Annotated in this window: 17 protein-coding genes; 11 read left to right on the forward strand and 6 right to left on the reverse strand. The window is 55.6% G+C overall.

The features are described from left to right. The first annotated feature begins 14 nt into the window (after nt 1-14). From znuA to lpxM, 3 genes are all read left to right on the forward strand, one after another. A complete protein-coding gene (gene znuA / locus EKN38_RS12730) occupies nt 15-959 on the forward strand; it encodes a zinc ABC transporter substrate-binding protein ZnuA (protein ID WP_014832400.1) in 945 nt (314 codons plus the stop codon). Between the two features lie 15 nt (nt 960-974). Beyond that, nucleotides 975-2294 (forward strand): murein DD-endopeptidase MepM, encoded by a 1320-nt coding sequence (gene mepM, locus EKN38_RS12735; protein WP_014832399.1) that lies wholly within the window; start codon nt 975-977, stop codon nt 2292-2294. 120 nt (nt 2295-2414) lie between these two features. Continuing rightward, nucleotides 2415-3386, forward strand: coding sequence for a lauroyl-Kdo(2)-lipid IV(A) myristoyltransferase (gene lpxM, locus EKN38_RS12740; RefSeq protein ID WP_014832398.1), 972 nt, complete (start codon nt 2415-2417; stop codon nt 3384-3386). A 40-nt stretch (nt 3387-3426) separates the two neighbouring features. Here the strand turns inward: lpxM and pyk are convergent, their stop codons facing one another. Continuing rightward, complete coding sequence (gene pyk / locus EKN38_RS12745; protein ID WP_013096092.1) at nt 3427-4869, reverse strand: pyruvate kinase; 1443 nt, start codon at nt 4867-4869, stop codon at nt 3427-3429. 140 nt (nt 4870-5009) lie between these two features. After that, the gene (locus EKN38_RS12750) at nt 5010-5879 is read right to left on the reverse strand and encodes a MurR/RpiR family transcriptional regulator (RefSeq protein WP_014832397.1); all 870 of its coding nucleotides are present in this window, start codon (nt 5877-5879) and stop codon (nt 5010-5012) included. 357 nt (nt 5880-6236) lie between these two features. On the opposite strand from EKN38_RS12750, the gene zwf reads away from it, so the two are divergent. The 3 genes from zwf (at nt 6237) to EKN38_RS12765 (ending at nt 10439) form a co-directional block, all read left to right on the forward strand. Further along, a complete protein-coding gene (gene zwf / locus EKN38_RS12755; RefSeq protein ID WP_014832396.1) occupies nt 6237-7712 on the forward strand; it encodes a glucose-6-phosphate dehydrogenase in 1476 nt (491 codons plus the stop codon). Between the two features lie 234 nt (nt 7713-7946). After that, a complete protein-coding gene (gene edd / locus EKN38_RS12760) occupies nt 7947-9758 on the forward strand; it encodes a phosphogluconate dehydratase (protein WP_014832395.1) in 1812 nt (603 codons plus the stop codon). Nucleotides 9759-9797: 39 nt separating this feature from the next. Then, complete coding sequence (locus EKN38_RS12765; protein ID WP_014832394.1) at nt 9798-10439, forward strand: bifunctional 4-hydroxy-2-oxoglutarate aldolase/2-dehydro-3-deoxy-phosphogluconate aldolase; 642 nt, start codon at nt 9798-9800, stop codon at nt 10437-10439. A gap of 41 nt (nt 10440-10480) precedes the next feature. Here the strand turns inward: EKN38_RS12765 and purT are convergent, their stop codons facing one another. Further along, the gene (gene purT / locus EKN38_RS12770; protein WP_014832393.1) at nt 10481-11659 is read right to left on the reverse strand and encodes a formate-dependent phosphoribosylglycinamide formyltransferase; all 1179 of its coding nucleotides are present in this window, start codon (nt 11657-11659) and stop codon (nt 10481-10483) included. A 170-nt stretch (nt 11660-11829) separates the two neighbouring features. Between purT and EKN38_RS12775 the strand changes: the two genes are divergently transcribed. Further along, the gene (locus tag EKN38_RS12775; protein ID WP_014832392.1) at nt 11830-12480 is read left to right on the forward strand and encodes a tellurite resistance TerB family protein; all 651 of its coding nucleotides are present in this window, start codon (nt 11830-11832) and stop codon (nt 12478-12480) included. Between the two features lie 85 nt (nt 12481-12565). Then, nucleotides 12566-14626 (forward strand): oligopeptidase B, encoded by a 2061-nt coding sequence (gene ptrB, locus EKN38_RS12780; RefSeq protein WP_014832391.1) that lies wholly within the window; start codon nt 12566-12568, stop codon nt 14624-14626. Here ptrB and exoX read toward each other — a convergent pair. The 3 genes from exoX to EKN38_RS12795 form a co-directional block, all read right to left on the reverse strand. Next, the gene (exoX, locus tag EKN38_RS12785; protein ID WP_013096100.1) at nt 14623-15285 is read right to left on the reverse strand and encodes an exodeoxyribonuclease X; all 663 of its coding nucleotides are present in this window, start codon (nt 15283-15285) and stop codon (nt 14623-14625) included. The two genes, ptrB and exoX, sit on opposite strands and share 4 nt — an antisense overlap. Before the next feature lie 23 nt (nt 15286-15308). Then, complete coding sequence (locus EKN38_RS12790; RefSeq protein ID WP_014832390.1) at nt 15309-15959, reverse strand: carbon-nitrogen hydrolase family protein; 651 nt, start codon at nt 15957-15959, stop codon at nt 15309-15311. Between the two features lie 109 nt (nt 15960-16068). Then, nucleotides 16069-16299: a DNA polymerase III subunit theta gene (locus EKN38_RS12795; RefSeq protein ID WP_013096102.1), complete on the reverse strand. Its 231-nt coding sequence runs from the start codon at nt 16297-16299 to the stop codon at nt 16069-16071. A 137-nt stretch (nt 16300-16436) separates the two neighbouring features. On the opposite strand from EKN38_RS12795, the gene yobA reads away from it, so the two are divergent. From yobA to EKN38_RS12810, 3 genes are read left to right on the forward strand one after another with little or no spacing between them, the layout of a single operon-like run. Beyond that, on the forward strand, nt 16437-16808 hold the full coding sequence (yobA, locus tag EKN38_RS12800) for a CopC domain-containing protein YobA (protein ID WP_047360909.1): 372 nt from the start codon (nt 16437-16439) through the stop codon (nt 16806-16808). A 1-nt stretch (nt 16809) separates the two neighbouring features. Continuing rightward, nucleotides 16810-17679, forward strand: coding sequence for a copper homeostasis membrane protein CopD (gene copD, locus EKN38_RS12805; protein WP_014832388.1), 870 nt, complete (start codon nt 16810-16812; stop codon nt 17677-17679). 16 nt (nt 17680-17695) lie between these two features. After that, complete coding sequence (locus EKN38_RS12810; protein WP_014832387.1) at nt 17696-18034, forward strand: YebY family protein; 339 nt, start codon at nt 17696-17698, stop codon at nt 18032-18034. The last annotated feature ends 90 nt before the right edge of the window (nt 18035-18124 follow it).

Below are 18124 nucleotides of genomic sequence, written 5' to 3' on the forward strand. Positions count from 1 at the left end.
TGATTAGTCGCATTATGTTACATAAAAATACGCTTCTTTTCGCAGCATTATCCGCCGCCCTTTGGGGTACAACAGCACAAGATGTCAACGCGGCCGTTGTCGCTTCGCTTAAACCGCTGGGATTCATTGCTTCGGCCATTACTGATGGAGTGACCGAGACCCAGGTTCTGCTGCCTGATGGGGCTTCAGAGCATGATTATTCCTTGCGTCCGTCTGATGTAAAACGCTTACAAAACGCAGACTTAGTTGTCTGGATTGGGCCAGAAATGGAAGCCTTCATGCAGAAGTCTGCGAAACAGCTTCCTGAGGCTAAACAGGTCACCATTGCCGAACTCACCGGTGTGAAACCGTTACTCATGAAGGGGAGTGACGACGACGGTGACGAACACGAAGGTCATCATGCTCATGATGAAAAAGGTGACGGGGATCACCATCACGGCGAGTACAATATGCATCTTTGGCTCTCCCCAGAGATAGCGCGGCTGTCGGCGGTTGCAATCCATGACAAATTAGTGGAACTTATGCCGCAAAGTCGAGCCAAACTAGACGCCAACCTGAAAGATTTTGAGGCACAATTAGCCGCAACCGATAAGCAGGTGGGTAACGAGCTGGCACCGCTGAAAGGAAAAGGGTACTTCGTTTTTCATGACGCCTATGGCTATTACGAAAAACACTACGGCCTGACCCCGCGTGGGCATTTTACCGTCAACCCTGAAATTCAGCCTGGTGCGCAGCGTTTACATGAGATCAGAACACAGTTGGTTGAGCAAAAAGCGTCCTGCGTTTTTGCTGAGCCACAGTTCAGGCCAGCGGTCGTAGAAGCCGTGGCCAGGGGGACATCCGTGCGCATGGGAACCCTTGACCCGCTAGGAACGAACATCCAGTTGAGTAAAGCGAGCTATTCACAGTTCCTCACTCAACTGGCGAACCAGTATGCGAGCTGCCTGAAAGGAGATTAACGAGGAAGTGAATACGTGCAACAGATAGCCCGCTCTGTCGCCCTGGCATTTAACAATCTGCCCCGACCCCATCGCGTTATGCTGGGGTCGCTTACAGTTCTCACCTTAGCGGTCGCCGTCTGGCGGCCCTATGTTTACCACCCGAGTTCTGCCCCGATCATCAAAACCATCGAGCTTGAGAAGAACGAAATCCGTTCTCTGCTGCCGGAGGCCAGTGAGCCTATCGACCAGGCGGCTCAGGAAGATGAAGCCATTCCGCAGGATGAGCTGGACGATAAAACCGAGAATGAGGCGGGGATCCATGAATATGTGGTCTCCACGGGTGATACGCTGAGCAGCGTTCTTAACCAGTACGGCATCGACATGGGGAATATCAGCCAGCTGGCCGCCGCGGATAAAGACCTGCGTAACCTGAAAATCGGCCAACAGCTCTCCTGGACGTTAACGCCGGATGGCGATCTGCAGCGTTTGACCTGGGAAATGTCCCGTCGCGAAACGCGCACCTACGACCGCACTGCAAACGGTTTCAAGATGACCAGCGAATTGCAGAAGGGCGACTGGGTTAACAGCGTGATGAAAGGGACCGTAGGCGCAAGCTTTGTCTCCAGCGCGCGCGATGCGGGCCTGACCAGCGCTGAAATCAGCTCGGTTATCAAAGCCATGCAGTGGCAGATGGATTTCCGTAAGCTGAAAAAAGGCGATGAGTTCTCCGTACTGATGTCCCGCGAGATGCTGGATGGCAAGCGTGAGCAGAGCCAGCTGGTGGGTGTGCGTCTGCGCTCTGATGGCAAAGATTACTACGCCATTCGTGCTGAAGACGGCAAATTCTATGACCGCAGCGGTACCGGGCTTGCGAAGGGCTTCCTGCGCTTCCCGACGGCGAAGCAGTTCCGCATTTCATCCAACTTCAACCCGCGTCGTCTGAACCCGGTTACCGGGCGCGTTGCGCCGCATCGTGGCGTTGACTTCGCCATGCCGCAGGGCACACCGGTGCTGGCAGTAGGGGATGGTGAAGTGGTTGTCGCCAAACGCAGTGGTGCTGCCGGGTACTATGTCGCGGTCCGTCATGGTCGCACTTATACCACCCGCTATATGCACCTGCGTAAGCTGCTGGTGAAACCCGGTCAGAAAGTGAAACGTGGCGACCGTATTGCCCTCTCCGGGAATACCGGGCGTTCTACGGGGCCGCACCTGCATTATGAAGTGTGGATCAACCAGCAGGCGGTGAACCCGCTGACGGCGAAACTGCCGCGTACCGAAGGGCTGACGGGTAAAGATCGTACCGATTACCTGGCGCAGGTGAAAGAGGTTATACCGCAGCTGCGTTTCGACTAAAACCTTCTGTTTTGTTTAAAAGCCGGCGTCAGTAAGCGCCGGCTTTTTCTTTTGTGCGTGGGCCGCTGCCTCGCTACACTATCGTCATTATATTTTGCGTCACCAGACCCTGGAACCAGCATGGAAACCAAAAAAAACAATATTGAGTTCATTCCTGAGTTTGAAAAATCCTTTCGCCACCCGCGTAACTGGGGCGCCTGGCTGGGCGTTTACGCGTTTGCTGGCATTGCCATGTTACCTGCCTCTGTGCGCGATCCCGTTCTGGGGAAAATTGGCCGTCTGGCAGGGCGAATGGGTAAAAGTGCCCGTCGCCGCGCGCAAATTAACCTCTACTATTGCTTCCCGGAAAAGAGCGATGCCGAGCGCGAAGCCATCATTGACGAAATGTATACCACCGCGCCACAGGCCATGGCGATGATGGCTGAGCTGGCGCTGAAAGGGCCGGAGAACGTCCTTAAGCGCGTTGACTGGAAAGGGCTGGAGATCATCGATGAGATGCGCCGTAACGACGAGAAAGTGATTTTCCTCGTTCCGCACGGCTGGGGGGTGGATATACCGGCTATGCTGATGGCATCTCAGGGCCAGAAGATGGCGGCCATGTTCCATAACCAGGGAAATAAGGTATTTGATTTTGTCTGGAACACCGTGCGTCGTCGTTTTGGTGGACGCCTGCACGCCCGCAACGATGGTATCAAGCCGTTTATTCAGTCCGTGCGCCAGGGGTACTGGGGCTACTATCTGCCGGATCAGGATCACGGTCCTGAACACAGTGAGTTTGTCGATTTCTTCTCGACCTACAAAGCGACGCTTCCGGCGATTGGCCGTCTGATGAAAGTCTGCCGCGCCCGGGTAATTCCGCTGTTCCCGGTGTACGATGGCAACACGCACCGTCTGAGCATTGAGGTTCGCCCGCCGATGGACGACTTACTGACTGCGGACGATCACACCATTGCGCGCCGCATGAATGAAGAGGTAGAGGTGCTGGTGGGACCCCATCTGGAGCAATACACATGGATCCTGAAGCTGCTCAAAACGCGTAAACCCGGCGAGAAAGAGCCGTATCAGCGCAAAGAACTCTATCCCAGGAAATAAAAGTCCCTCTCCCCGGAGGGGAGAGGGAAACTGAAGCAGATTATTCGACGGTTAAAACGCGGGTGGTGTTGGTTGAGCCAATGGTGCTCATCACATCACCCTGCGTCACGATGACGATATCGCCGGATACCAGGTAGCCTTTGTCGCGCAGCAGATTGACGGCATCGTGCGCCGCAGCCACACCGTCATTGGTGCTGTCGAAGTAAACCGGGGTCACACCGCGATACAGCGCCGTCAGGTTTAGCGTGCGTTCGTGACGGGACATCGCGAAGATCGGCAGACCGGAGCTGATGCGTGAAGTCATCAGCGCGGTACGGCCCGATTCGGTCATGGTGATGATCGCCGTGACGCCCTTCAGGTGGTTGGCCGCATACATCGCGGACATGGCAATCGCTTCTTCCACATTGTCGAACTGCACGTCCAGACGGTGTTTAGAGACGTTGATGCTTGGGATCTTCTCTGCGCCCAGACAGACACGCGCCATCGCTGCCACGGTCTCCGCCGGGTACTGGCCGGCTGCGGTTTCAGCGGAAAGCATGACCGCATCAGTTCCGTCCAGCACGGCGTTAGCCACGTCCATTACCTCTGCACGGGTCGGCATTGGGTTGGTGATCATGGATTCCATCATCTGGGTTGCGGTGATCACCGCGCGGTTCAGCTGACGCGCGCGACGGATCAGCGCTTTCTGGATGCCGACCAGTTCCGGGTCGCCAATTTCCACACCCAGATCGCCACGGGCAACCATGACCACGTCAGACGCCAGAATCACATCATCCATCGCATCCTGATCGCAAACGGCTTCCGCGCGTTCAACTTTTGCCACGATTTTCGCGTCACAGCCTGCGTCACGTGCCAGACGGCGCGCATAGTTCAGGTCTTCGCCGCAGCGCGGGAAGGAGACGGCCAGGTAGTCCACGCCGATCAGCGCCGCGGTAACGATATCCGCTTTATCTTTATCCGTCAGCGCTTCGGCAGAGAGGCCTCCGCCGAGCTTGTTGATGCCTTTGTTGTTGGAGAGTGGGCCGCCGACGGTGACTTCGGTGAACACTTTCATCCCCTGAACTTCCAGCACTTTCAGCTGAACACGACCGTCGTCGAGCAGCAGGATATCGCCAGGCACAACGTCAGCCGGCAGACCTTTATAGTCGATACCCACTTTCTCTTTATCGCCTTCACCTTTACCCAGGTTGGCATCCAGCAGGAATTTATCGCCGATATTGAGGAATACTTTGCCTTCTTTGAAGGTCGAAACACGAATTTTTGGACCCTGCAGGTCACCGAGGATGGCAACATGGCGGCCCAGTTTAGCCGCGATCTCACGTACTTTGTCGGCACGTAATTTATGGTCTTCTGGCGTGCCGTGAGAGAAGTTCATACGCACCACGTTGGCACCCGCGGCGATAATCTTTTCAAGGTTATTATCGCGATCGGTGGCCGGGCCTAAGGTGGTGACGATCTTGGTTCTGCGAAGCCTTCTGGACATGTAATACTCCGTTGACTGAAACAACTTTGGTGTTGCGTGAAGATTGAATCGGCCTTCATCTGCTGCAAGGCAACCGCGAGGGGACCGAATGCCGTAAATCGTTACATCGTAATTATTTGTTACGTCTTCGTTATCTACTATCAGGGAACATCGCTCTTTATAAGCAATTCTTTATCAAAACGCGATTCCTTGAGCGCTTCCTTGACACGCTTCAAGTTATCTCGGAATTTTGCGCCCCGGCGTAAGGTAAATCCGGTCGCCAGCACGTCAATGACCGTCAACTGCGCCAGGCGGGAGACCATCGGCATATACATATCCGTGTCTTCCGGGACGTCCAGGGTGATGGCAAGTGTGGCTTCTCTTGCCAGCGGCGTGCCTGCGGTCGTGAGGGCGATGACCATGGCATCGTTTTCACGCGCCAGCTGCGCGAGTTCAACCTGGCTTTTGGTGCGACCGGTATGTGAAATCAGGACCACCACGTCATCCTCGCTACAATTCATACAGCTCATGCGTTGCAACACGATGTCATCGGAATAGATGACCGGGACGTTGAAGCGGAAGAATTTATTCATGGCGTCATGCGCCACGGCCGCCGATGAGCCGAGGCCGAAGAACGCAATCCGCTTGGCCTGCGTCAGTAAATCGACCGCCCGATTGACCGAACTCATATCCAGCGACTGACGGACGTGGTCAAGGGTGGCCATCGCCGATTCAAATATTTTCGCCGTGTATGCATCAACGCTGTCGTCTTCATCCACATTGCGATTAACATAGGGCGTACCATTTGCCAGACTTTGCGCCAGATGCAGTTTAAAATCAGGGAAGCCGCGCGTTTCCAGGCTGCGGCAGAACCGATTCACCGTCGGTTCGCTGACGCCTGCATCCTGCGCCAGAGCGGCGATGCTTGAATGAATCGCCTGAGCAGGCGAGGCGAGAATAACTTCAGCCACTTTTCGCTCGGATTTGCTAAGGTGTTCCAGTTGAAACTGGATTTTTTCCAGCATGTTCATTGTTAACAAGGCGCTCATGGGGTGGAAACGATTTCATTGATTGATGAAATCAGGATTCGATTTAGCCGATATTACCCCTGCGGCTTCTTTATAGGGTAACAGCCGACAAGAAATGTTGTTGTTTTTTTTCATTACTTGATCGGTGTCGGATTTTGCCGGGCCCGTTTAGTACAAAGAATCGACGCTTTTTGCGTGAGTACCCTGCCACAGGCGCGGGAAAGGTGAAAAAACGCCGTATCGCACGCGACGTTAAGCGCTAGTGGTTTCGGGAATGACGTAAAAGCAGTACAGTGCATTGTAATAAAATTACAACGATACCTGGCAGAAGCACCAGGTGATCCAACTGAGGAGAATGACATGGCGGTAACGCAAACAGCCCAGGCATGTGACCTGGTCATTTTCGGCGCGAAAGGCGATCTTGCACGCCGAAAATTGCTGCCTTCCCTGTATCAACTGGAGAAAGCGGGCCAACTTCATCCGGATACCCGTATCCTGGGTGTAGGGCGCGCCGACTGGGACAAGGACGCATATACCAAAGTCGTGCGTGAAGCGCTCGAAACGTTCATGAAAGAGAAAATTGATGAAAGTTTGTGGGATACCCTGAGCGGACGTCTCGATTTCTGCAATCTGGATGTGAACGACGTGAGCGCGTTTACCCGTCTGGGTGAGATGCTGGATCAGAAAAACCGGGTCACCATTAACTATTTCGCCATGCCACCAAGCACCTTTGGCGCCATCTGTAAAGGTCTGGGCGAAGCGAATCTGAACGCCAAACCGGCGCGTGTGGTAATGGAAAAACCGCTGGGTACCTCGCTGTCTACCTCCCGCGAAATCAACGACCAGGTGGGCGAATACTTCGAAGAGTGCCAGGTCTACCGCATCGACCACTATCTGGGCAAAGAGACGGTACTGAACCTGCTGGCGTTGCGTTTTGCCAACTCCCTGTTTGTTAACAACTGGGACAACCGTACCATCGACCACGTGGAAATCACCGTGGCCGAAGAGGTGGGTATCGAAGGTCGCTGGGGTTACTTTGACCAGGCCGGCCAAATGCGTGACATGATCCAGAACCACCTGCTGCAGGTACTCTGCATGATCGCTATGTCTCCGCCATCAGACCTGACCGCAGACAGCATCCGCGACGCGAAAGTGAAAGTCCTGAAATCACTGCGCCGTATCGACCGTTCTAACGTGCGTGAGAAGACGGTGCGTGGCCAGTACACCTCCGGGTTTGCGCAGGGCAAAAAAGTCCCTGGCTATCTCGAAGAAGAGGGCGCGAACAAGTCCAGCAACACCGAGACGTTTGTGGCGATCCGCGTGGATATCGATGACTGGCGTTGGGCGGGTGTGCCTTTCTACCTCCGCACCGGTAAGCGTTTGCCAGCCAAATGCTCTGAAGTCGTCGTCTACTTCAAAAACCCTGAGCTGAATCTGTTTAAAGAGTCCTGGCAGGAGCTGCCTCAGAACAAACTGACTATCCGTCTGCAGCCGGATGAAGGTGTGGATATCCAGATCCTGAACAAAGTACCGGGGCTGGATCACAAGCACAACCTGCAGACCACCAAACTGGATCTGAGCTACTCCGAGACCTTCAATCAAACGCACCTGGCGGATGCTTACGAGCGCCTGCTGCTGGAAACCATGCGCGGTATCCAGGCGCTGTTTGTACGTCGCGACGAAGTGGAAGAGGCGTGGAAATGGGTCGACTCCATCACCGAAGCCTGGGCTGCCGATCAGGATCCGCCAAAACCGTATCAGGCGGGCACCTGGGGACCTGTCGCCTCCGTGGCGATGATCACCCGTGATGGCCGCTCCTGGAACGAGTTTGAGTAAGATAATCCTCTAGCCCGAAGGTGTTATTTTACCGGTAACATGATCTAACACAGCTAGTGGCACAATTTTTATACTTTTAAGCCCCGCGTGGATTCACCCGCGGGGCTTTTTTTATTACACTGCCGGAAGCGATTTTGCCCCTGAGCTCCGGACAGCAAGCGTTTCAGCGTTGTTAACAACTGCCAGCGACTTTGTAAACTCCCGAGCCCGGACAGATAAATTAGAGGAGCTTTTATGAATCCGACATTGTTACGCGTAACACAACGCATTATCGAGCGCTCGAAAGAGACGCGTTCTGCCTACCTCGCCCGCATTGAACAAGCAAAGAGTGACACCGTCCACCGCTCGCAACTGGCCTGCGGTAACCTGGCACACGGTTTCGCCGCCTGCCAGCCTGCCGATAAAGCATCGCTGAAAAGCATGCTGCGTAACAATATCGCTATCATTACCTCCTATAACGACATGCTCTCCGCGCATCAGCCGTACGAAGTGTACCCGGACATCATCCGTAAAGCGCTGCACAGCGTGAATGCGGTGGGCCAGGTGGCAGGAGGCGTGCCGGCCATGTGTGACGGTGTGACCCAGGGCCAGGATGGGATGGAACTGTCGCTGTTGAGTCGCGAAGTGATCGCCATGTCTGCAGCGGTAGGCCTGTCGCATAACATGTTCGATGGCGCACTGTACCTTGGCGTGTGCGACAAGATTGTCCCGGGGCTCGCCATGGCGGCGCTGTCGTTTGGTCATCTTCCGGCGATTTTTGTGCCGTCAGGTCCGATGGCCAGCGGTTTGCCAAACAAAGAAAAAGTGCGTATCCGTCAGCTCTATGCCGAAGGTAAAGCAGACCGTCAGGCGCTGCTGGAAGCGGAAGCTGCCTCTTACCATGCGCCTGGCACCTGTACCTTCTATGGCACGGCCAACACCAACCAGATGGTGGTGGAATTTATGGGGATGCAGCTTCCGGGCTCCTCCTTCATTCAACCCGATGCCCCGCTGCGCAAGGCCCTGACCGAAGCCGCCGCTCGTCAGGTGACGCGTCTGACCGGGAACGGCAATGAGTGGATGCCGCTGGGTAAAATGGTCGATGAGAAAGTGATCGTCAATGGCATCGTGGCCCTGCTGGCAACGGGTGGCTCAACCAACCACACCATGCACCTGGTGGCGATGGCCCGTGCGGCGGGTATCCTGATTAACTGGGATGATTTCTCCGACATCTCTTCCGTGGTGCCGCTGATGGCGCGCCTGTATCCGAATGGTCCGGCAGACATTAACCACTTCCAGGCCGCCGGTGGCGTACCGGTGTTGATGCGTGAGCTGCTGAAGGGCGGTCTGCTGCATGAAGATGTGAACACCGTGGCGGGCTTTGGTCTGCAGCGTTATACCCTGGAGCCATGGCTGAACAACGGTGAGCTGGACTGGCGTGACGGGGCGAGCGCCTCTCTCGATCCGCAGGTTATTGCTACCTTCGAACAACCGTTCTCACGCCACGGCGGCACCAAAGTGCTGAGCGGCAACCTGGGACGCGCGGTGATGAAAACCTCTGCCGTACCGGAAGAGAACCAGGTGATTGAAGCCCCGGCAGTGGTCTTTGAGAGCCAGCATGATGTTTTACCTGCCTTTGATGCGGGCCTTCTCGACAAGGATTGCGTGGTGGTCGTACGTCATCAGGGACCCAAAGCGAACGGGATGCCAGAATTACATAAACTTATGCCACCACTTGGTGTATTATTGGACCGCCGCTTCAAAATTGCACTGGTCACCGATGGACGCCTCTCGGGCGCCTCAGGTAAAGTGCCTTCAGCCATCCACGTAACGCCTGAAGCGTATGACGGTGGTTTGCTGGCTAAGGTGCGTGACGGCGACATCATCCGCGTCAATGGCCAGTCAGGTGAGTTAACCCTGCTGGTGGACGAAGCCGAGCTGGCGGCCCGTCAGCCCCATATTCCCGACCTGAGCGCATCGCGCGTGGGAACCGGACGCGAAATGTTTGGCGCGCTGCGTGAGAAACTCTCCGGGGCGGAGCAGGGCGCAACCTGTATTACGTTTTAAGACGACTTGATTTTATCGATCTGGCGAGAGAAAACTCTGATGAAAAACTGGAAAACAAGTGCAGAAGCAATCCTGACCACTGGCCCCGTTGTGCCGGTTATCGTGGTGAACAAACTGGAGCACGCGGTACCGATGGCGAAAGCGCTGGTTGCGGGTGGCGTTCGCGTTCTGGAAGTGACCCTGCGTACCGCCTGCGCGATGGACGCGATTCGCGCCATCGCTAAAGACGTGCCGGATGCCATCATTGGTGCGGGTACCGTTACGAACGCAAAACAGCTGGCTGAAGTGACTGAAGCGGGCGCGCAGTTTGCCATCAGCCCGGGTCTGACCGATTCGCTACTGAAAGCGGCAACCGAGGGCACCATCCCGCTGATCCCGGGCATCAGCACTGTCTCTGAACTGATGCTGGGCATGGACTACGGCCTGAAAGAGTTCAAATTCTTCCCGGCTGAAGCCAACGGCGGCACCAAAGCGCTGCAGGCGATTGCGGGTCCCTTCTCTCAGGTGCGCTTCTGCCCGACGGGCGGCATCTCTCCGGCCAACTACCGTGATTACCTGGCGCTGAAAAGCGTGCTGTGCATCGGCGGCTCCTGGCTGGTGCCGGCGGATGCGCTGGAAGCGGGCGACTGGGATCGCATCACCAGACTGGCTCGCGAAGCGGTTGAAGGCGCGAAGCAGTAAGAATCTCCCATCATGAAAAACGGGCCATCTGGCCCGTTTTTTTATCCATTAACGCGAATCGCGGCAGCGGCGGCTTTCGCGCTTGCCACGGCATCATCCACGTTATCGCCGGTGGCTAATGCCACGCCAAGACGACGCGTACCGTCAATGTCCGGTTTCCCGAACAGACGTACCTGCAGACCCGCTCCCACCGCGCCTTCAACGTTATCAAAGGTGACGTTCTGGCTGGTCAGTTGCGGGAGGATCACCGCTGAGGCGGCCGGGCCGTACTGGCGGATACCGCCAACCGGCAGGCCGAGGAACGCGCGCACGTGAAGGGCGAACTCGGAGAGATCCTGGGAAATCAGGGTCACCATTCCGGTATCGTGCGGGCGAGGAGAGACTTCGCTGAAAATCACCTCATCACCGCAGACAAACAGCTCCACGCCGAACAGGCCGTAACCGCCCAGCGCCAGCACCGTTTTACGGGCGATCTCCTGCGCGCGCGCCAGGGCCAGGGCGCTCATCTGCTGCGGCTGCCAGGATTCACGGTAATCGCCATCCTCCTGACGGTGCCCAATCGGATCGCAGAAATGGACGCCATCAACGGCGCTGACGGTCAGGAGGGTAATTTCAAAATCAAACTTCACCACGCCTTCAACAATCACGCGACCGGCCCCGGCACGGCCACCCTGTTGGGCATAATCCCAGGCCTTGTCCAGCGTGCCGCTGTTACGGATAAAGCTTTGACCTTTACCGGAGGAGCTCATGACGGGTTTAATGATGCACGGGAAACCGATCTCGTCGACGGATTGCAGGAACTCGGCTTTATCGCCAGCAAAACGATAGGGTGAGGTGGGCAATCCCAGCTCTTCCGCCGCCAGGCGACGAATGCCTTCGCGGTTCATGGTCAGCTTTGCGGCCTTCGCGCTGGGCACGACACGCTGGCCCTCCTGCTCAAGGGTAATTAGCGTGTCGGTGGCGATGGCTTCAATTTCCGGTACGACAAAATCCGGTTTCTCACGCGTAATCAGCTCGCGCAGGGCAGCGCCATCCAGCATGTTAATCACATAAGAACGGTGGGCGACGTGCATGGCGGGTGCATCCGCGTAGCGGTCTACCGCAACGACTTCCACGCCTAAACGCTGGCACTCAATGGCGACCTCTTTGCCCAGTTCACCCGATCCCAATAGCATCACACGCGTCGCCGCAGGTCGCAGCGCGGTTCCTAAACGAGTCATAACAATCCCCCTGAAAAAGTTGCGCGCAGTATAAACGAAAACGTTTGCGTCTGTCTTGATCGGGGCCAGTGCACAGGCAAGAAATTTGCGCTTCTTTAGTCCCTCCAGACATTTCCTGACGCCTGCTCGCTTAGGCTGTGGAATATGTACACCGTTAAGTGAGGGACACCATGTCAGGCTGGTTAAATCAATTGCAATCACTGTTAGGGCAGAAAACTTCGCCATCCGGCGATCAGGGGCTGAGCAAACTGCTGGTCCCCGGGGCGCTCGGCGGGCTGGCGGGCCTGCTGGTGGCGAATAAATCCTCGCGCAAATTGCTGGCAAAATATGGCACCGGCGCGTTACTGGCCGGTGGCGGAGCCATCGCGGGCACTGTTCTGTGGAACAAATACAAGGACAGAGTACGAACCGCACATAGCGATGAACCCGATTATGGTCAACACACGTCACCGTTGGACCTGCGCACTGAACGGCTGATCCTTGCACTGGTTTTTGCGGCGAAAAGTGACGGGCATATCGACGAGAAAGAACGGTCGGCGATTGAGCAGCAGCTGCGGGAGGCCGGTGTGGAAGAGCAGGGCAGAGCGCTGGTGTCTCAGGCCATCGAACAGCCGCTGGATCCGCAGCGCCTTGCGCAAAGCGTAAAGAATGAGGAGGAGGCGCTTGAACTCTATTTCTTAAGCTGTGCCGCCATTGATATTGACCACTTTATGGAGCGCAGCTACCTCAACGCCCTCGGCGACGCGTTGAAGATCCCTCAGGACGTGCGCGAGGGCATTGAGAAGGATATCAGGGAGCAAAAACAGGCGTTAGCGGGTTAACTGTCACCGTCGCGGTCATGTTTCGCTTGCATCATGCGCGTGTTTTGCCAACCTTATAGGGTGTAAAACTCAAAAGAAACATGACATGCCACCAAAAGCCCGACGTACTCCTTATGCGATCACCACGCATGGCGATACGCGTATAGATAACTATTACTGGCTGCGGGACGATTCGCGTTCCCGGCCAGAGGTGCTCGACTATTTGCACGCGGAAAATGACTATGGCCGCAAGGTCATGGCCAGCCAGCAGGCGCTGCAGGATCAGTTGCTGAATGAAATGGTGCAGCGCATTCCCCAGCGCGATGTCTCCGCACCCTGGACCAAAAACGGCTATCGTTATCGCCATATCTACGAGCCAGGTAATGAATATCCCATCTATCAGCGTCAGTCGGTGTTAAGCGCCGAGTGGGATGAATGGGATATTTTGCTGGATGCCAACCAGCGTGCTGCCCACAGCGAGTTTTATACGCTGGGGGGCATGTCGGTTTCACCCGACAACGCCATTATGGCGCTGGCGGAAGATTACCTCTCCCGTCGTCAATACGGCCTTCGTTTTCGCAATCTGGAAACCGGGAACTGGTACCCGGAGATGATTGCGAACGTTTCGCCGGATTTTGTCTGGGCGAATGATTCCGAAACCGTCTACTACGTGAAGAAACATGCCTCCACGCTGCTGCCTTATCAGGTATGGCGTCATACCGTCGGCACCAGTGCGGATGATGACGAGCTGGTCTACGAAGAGAAAGATGAAACGTTCTATGTCAGTCTGCATAAAACGTCGTCACGCCACTATGTGATCATCTTCCTCGCCAGCGCGACCACTTCTGAAGTTCTGCTCCTGGATGCCGAACTGCCTGATGCACAGCCGCTCTGTTTTCTGCCCCGTCGTAAAGATCATGAGTACAGCCTGGATCACTTCCAGCACAGCTTTTACCTGCGCTCTAACCGTGAGGGCAAAAACTTTGGCCTTTATAAAACCAAAGTGCGTGATGAACGGAAGTGGGAAGTGCTCATTCCTGCACGGGATCAGGTAATGCTCGAAGGGTTTACTCTCTTCACCGACTGGCTGGTGGTAGAAGAGCGCCAGCGGGGGCTGACCAGCCTGCGGCAAATTAACCGCAAAACGCGGGAAGTCATCGGGATCGCGTTCGACGATCCGGCCTATGTCACGTGGATTGGGTTTAATCCCGAGCCGGAATCGTCCCGGCTGCGCTATGGCTACTCGTCAATGACCACGCCGGATACGCTGTTTGAACTGGATATGGACACCGGACAACGTCAGGTCCTTAAGCAGTCTGAGGTTAAGGGGTTTGATTCTGATAACTACCGAAGCGAACACCTGTGGGTCACTGCCCGGGATGGTGTTGAGGTGCCCGTCTCACTCGTCTATCACAAGGCGCATTTCCAGAAAGGGAAAAACCCGATCCTGGTCTACGGGTATGGATCCTACGGCTCAAGCATGGATGCCGATTTCAGCAGTAGCCGATTGAGCCTGCTCGATCGCGGCTTTGTTTTCGCTATCGCCCATGTGCGCGGCGGCGGTGAACTGGGGCAACACTGGTATGAAGACGGGAAATTCCTGAAAAAGAAAAACACCTTCAATGACTACCTCGACGTCTGCGATGCGCTAATAGAGCAGGGCTATGGCGATCCGCAGCTCTGCTTTGGCATGGGCGGCAGTGCGGGTGGCATGTTGATGGGAGCCGTCATCAATCAGCGTCCCGATCGCTTTAAGGGAATTGTCGCACAGGTTCCGTTTGTCGACGTGGTCACCACGATGCTGGACGAGTCCATTCCGCTGACCACCGGTGAGTTTGAAGAGTGGGGGAATCCACAGGACGAGATCTATTACCGCTACATGAAAGAGTACAGTCCGTACGATAATGTGGAAGCTAAAGCCTATCCGCACATGCTGGTGACTACCGGCCTGCACGATTCGCAGGTGCAATACTGGGAGCCCGCGAAATGGGTGGCAAAACTGCGTGAGCTGAAAACCGATAACAACCTGTTGCTTCTCTGTACTGACATGGATTCCGGACACGGCGGGAAATCGGGGCGATTTAAATCGTATGAAGGGGTCGCGCTGGAGTATGCCTTTTTGATTGGCCTGGCGCAGGAAACGCTACCAGGCCGCGCCGGGAATTAAGCTTCACCCAGATAGTGCTTGAGCGTTAAGCGCAGCTCCGGGCTCATTTTGTCGAGGTTGTTATACAACCAGCGCAGATAGCCCGGATCTTTATCGGCAATATCGGACACCGCCTTGCCGCGGTATTTGCCAAAGGTGAAAGTTGTAAGCAACGCGGGTCGACCGGTGATGGTCGCCATATCATCCGGCGTCCAGCCAGAGGTATTCATAATATCGATGAGTAACGCCGCGGTAATATAGCAGTCGTACAGGGCGCGGTGATGGTGCAGCCCCTCGGGCGTTCTGACACTGAGCTTACGGGACTTATACAGCGCCATATTGCTGTATTTGATCCCCGGCCACAGACGACGCGCCAGCTTCATGGTGCAAATCCATTCGCCGGGCATCTCGGGCAGTACCCGGCGGTCAAAGCTGGCGTTGTGCGCGACATACCACGGGCTACCGTAATAGTGCGGAATGACCTCTTCAATCCAGGGTTTATCCGCCACCATCGATTCGGTAATGCGATGAATGGCCATCGCCTGCGGGCTAATCGGGCGGTCGGGACGCACCAGATGGCTCATTGGGTTGACGATTTTTCCGTCAATGACGTCAACAGACGCCACCTCCACTATTCCGCCCTGAAGATCGCAAGTTTCGGTATCGATGACGCGCAGCATTGAACGCTCCTGAGCTAAAACGCTTAGCCTAAAGGAATGATATCGCCTTGCCAACCCTGTCGGCCCAGAGATCCGGTCAATAATAGCTCGCCCTTATCCGCACGGACGATCAGCTGGCCTTTTTCATCCCACAACGCGCTACCCCCACGGGCGTTCGCCATTAACACCGCAATGGCATACTTATGTGCGAAGCGCTGTAACGTGCTGATGGACTGACGCCAGCGGTTATCCCCCACCGACTGACAGCTGGTAAACAGCGTCGCCTGCGGATCCAGATTGGGGGAATCGGCATGTGTATCAATAATCGTCAGCTGTTTATCACCCGGAACCAGGCTGGCACCGCTCCCCTGAGGGTAGCGCAGGATGCCATGCCGGGACGGTGAAAACAGGGCGAGGCCTTTTACGCGCTGACCATTCAGATCCAGGGGCAGACCGGCAATGATGGTAATCCGGTAAAGCGATGCGGCGGTCAGCAAGGGGGCAAGCTGTCCGTCATTGGGTGGGGGAGGTAAGTCCATCGTTCCCGGTCCTGTTAATGAGAGTTCAGGAAAGACCAGGAGATCGCACTGCTGTTGTACCGCTTCTGCAATGAAACGGAGATGGTGTGCTACGTGGTCATCTACACTGTGATGCTGCCCGGCATACTGGGCGGCGGCAATATTCCATTGTGACATCGTGACTTCCTTATACACAGAGTCGCAGGATTTAAGAGTACACCTAATTTAATCAGGGTTTTCTTATCCTGGCATATTCCGCGTAAGGAAGTGTAACGAGTCGTTAAGCTTATTTCACTTTTGGTTCGTACGGTAAACGAGAGAGATTAACCGACGCGAGTCGGTGGGCAATCAAGCGTTCGCGAAACCAGTCGCGCAGATGGGCGGGTTGTTCGCGTTCCACCACTTCTGCCACGATTGGCATGTTGTAACGCTCTTTAAACGCGACACCTGCGGCAGCGAGATCGACATTCACTTTATCCATCTCGTCCTGAGGAAGGGCAGCCAGATTGATCTTCATTACCTTCTCCTTTTTATGCGGCGGCAACGTTACCGCGATTGCGCGAGGATGACAAGCGGAGGTGGGATGATCCTCGACTCGATTATTATACAGCGTTATTCTTTATCATACAGACATAACAAAAAGGAATGATTGCGATGGGTTTATCCGCTTCCCGCGCGGTATGCGCGCTGGCTTTTCTCTTCTCTTCCGTCACCGCGACCCCGGCGCTGGCGCACGCGCACCTTCAACAGCAAATCCCGGCAGCCGATAGTCAGGTGGTAGCCCCTCAGACGCTTACCCTGACATTTTCCGAAGGCATTGAACCGGCATTCAGCGGTGTGGTGGTGAAGGATGCACAAGGAAACGTGGTTAAAACCGGCCATATTCAGCGTGACGCGCAGAATAAGGCCCAGCTCAATGTTCCGCTGGCGCAGACGCTGGTGACCGGCACGTACCAGGTTGACTGGCATGTGGTCTCGGTTGATGGCCACAAAACCAAAGGCAGCTATCACTTCAGCGTGAAATAACATGCTGGCCTTCATCTACGTGGGGTTGCGCTTTATCCATTTCGGCGCGCTGATGCTGATTTTTGGTAATGCGCTCTATAGCGTCTGGTTTGCCCCTTCTTCCCTGCACCGTCTGATGACCCGGCGTTTTCAGGCGCAGCAGCAGATTGCGTCTCTGGTCAGTCTGTTGTCGGCGTTCCTGATGTTCATGATCCAGGCGGGGCTAATGGGCAACGGCTGGGGGGATGTGTTTAATCCGGACGTCTGGCAGAGCGTGCTGGCAACGCAGTTTGGTGGCGTCTGGCTGTGGCAAATTATCCTGGCCGTAATCACCGCCTGTGCCGCGTGGCTTGCGCCACAAAAAGGATCGCGATTATTGCTGCTCGCAATGGGGCAATTTGTCCTGCTGGCAGGCGTGGGGCATGCGGCGATGAACGACGGCGCCGTGGGGGCGATGCAGCGCATTAATCACGCACTGCATCTGCTGTGTGCCGCCACCTGGGTTGGCGGCCTCCTGCCGTTGCTGTTTTGCATGCATCTGGCGAAAGGACGCTGGCAGACTGCGGCAATCTATACCATGATGCGCTTCTCTCGCGTGGGGCATTATGCCGTAGCGGGGGTAGTGCTTACCGGCGCGATCAATGGGCTCTTTATTCTGGGCATCACGGTGCCCTGGCAGACGGGGTACGTACAACTTTTGTTGTTCAAATGTGCGTTGGTGGCATTGATGGTGGTAATTGCGCTGGTGAATCGGTATTTTCTGGTGCCACGGTTTAGTGCCCACATCGGGCGCGAGCAACAGATTTTTATCAGGATGACACAGGCAGAGGTGGTGCTGGGAGCGTTGGTGCTGGCAACGGTCAGCCTGTTCGCGACCTGGGAACCCTTTTGACAAGGTTAAATAGCATATGAAAAAGACAGTACTCTCTCTCTTATTGATGGCCTGTACGGGGAGCGCTCTGGCGGCACCACAGGTTATCACCGTCAGCCGTTTTGAAGTGGGTAAGGATAAATGGGCGTTCAATCGCGAAGAGGTGATGCTGACCTGTCGTCCGGGTCATGCGCTGTATGCCATCAACCCAAGCACGCTGGTACAGTACCCGTTAAACGACGTGGCCGAGCAGCAGGTCGCCAGCGGTAAGAGCAGCGGGCAGCCCATCAGCGTTATCCAGATTGACGATCCGTCCAGCCCCGGGCAGAAGATGAGCCTTGCTCCGTTTATCGAACGCGCCGACAAGCTCTGCTAGTTTCCGGTTCCCAGTAAAAAAAACCGCAGCTGCTTGCGAAAGCACTGCGGTTTTTCATTTTTATTGATGTTTTGACGCTTTTTTTCCGAC

It is taken from the genome of Enterobacter sp. WCHEn045836, assembly GCF_003965585.1.
In the GTDB taxonomy this organism is placed as follows: Bacteria; Pseudomonadota; Gammaproteobacteria; order Enterobacterales; family Enterobacteriaceae; genus Enterobacter; species Enterobacter dissolvens.